The organism is Coprococcus sp. LG101-27 (assembly GCF_027695515.1).
Taxonomy (GTDB): domain Bacteria; phylum Bacillota; class Clostridia; order Lachnospirales; family Lachnospiraceae; genus Allocoprococcus; species Allocoprococcus comes.
On sequence record NZ_JAQEUJ010000058.1, the window covers coordinates 1 to 1,236 of the forward strand.

Below are 1,236 nucleotides of genomic sequence, written 5' to 3' on the forward strand. Positions count from 1 at the left end.
CATCTTTTTTAACAACATAACCACTTCCACCGATTCCTTTCTTCTAATTTTTTTGTTCCTTAAATCTTACACTTGTAATATTTAAAAACCAAGTCTATTTTCAGGAATTGTATACTCCAGATTCACCATCTTTATGTGCGATATATCCTATTTTATTACCATCCTCTATATCTTCTCCATTTTTGTTACCCTGTCATTTTAAAGAACATCCTTACTTACACTGTTACATATTTTTCCGCTTCTTCTTTGCACTTCAACGTATTTCCATGCCCAATTACATATTCCATACATTCTTTTCCCTGCTCTTCTTTTCCGATTCGGTAGTAACATACTCCCAGCAGGAATCTGCGTGTAACCTCATAATAAGGCAGCTTTTCCGTATCATTTTCCAGTAATCTTACTGCTGCCTCATCTTCACCTTTCAGCATCAAATTTTTTGCCATAAACAGTGGATTCTTTTGAAATACTTTCCCTGCTTTTTCTAATGTAGCCGAATAACCTGCCGCATCTTTCTCCTGATATTTCTTCGACAGTTCGAGATTCGTCATGACCTGCTGCCAGGAACGTCCCTCTCTTTTTCCTTCCCATTCATTCTTTATATACTCTTCTGCCTTCTGCAACTGCCCATTTATGATCAGTGCAACTACATATTTAGACTCAGCTATCAGCATGACACTTTTTTGAAATCCATGATAATCCAAGCTCTTTCCGTACTTTACCAACTCTTCCAGCATTTCTGAATATTTTTCTGCATCACATTGCTGTGACAGAATCCGGTCAATTTTTGAAAAATCTCTGAGAATGTCCCTGATTAAAATGAATATACCTGCAATCAGATCAACCACCACGCAAATCCACAGAAGCCAGGGATCTGTCGTGACCCAGCCCGGCTGCTTCACATCGAAAAAGAGTACTGTCTCCTGATGCGGGAACGGATTTCCTTTGAAAATACTCACCACACAAATCAATGCTGCATAAATCAACAGCACATTCCGTATCATCCTGATGCGTCCATTTTTCTGCTTTTCATAAATCTTTTTTATCTGCTCTTCCATTTTCTCTACCTCGCTGTCACACTATTTTTGTACCTACAACATAATTATACATAAATTAATATTGTAGCGAATCTCTGTTCGGTTGTACAATATCTACTGCTGCCTGTTCTTCTTTCTCCGCTGTTTTGCAAAAATCTTCCACTTTTTCACGATTGACCATATCAATCTGATTATCACAATC

At 37.8% G+C, this 1,236-nt stretch carries 1 protein-coding gene; it reads right to left on the reverse strand.

Annotated features, from left to right (window positions below; translation table 11 throughout):
- Positions 1 to 215: 215 nt before the first annotated feature.
- Positions 216 to 1,055, reverse strand: a complete 840-nt coding sequence (locus tag PG766_RS16815; RefSeq protein WP_021740685.1) for a hypothetical protein — start codon at positions 1,053 to 1,055, stop codon at positions 216 to 218.
- Positions 1,056 to 1,236: the final 181 nt, after the last annotated feature.

Coding starts and splice junctions, on each gene's coding strand:
- PG766_RS16815 (WP_021740685.1), bottom strand. CDS start 1,055: ATGGAAGAGCAGATAAAAAAGATTTATGAAAAGCAGAAAAATGGACGC.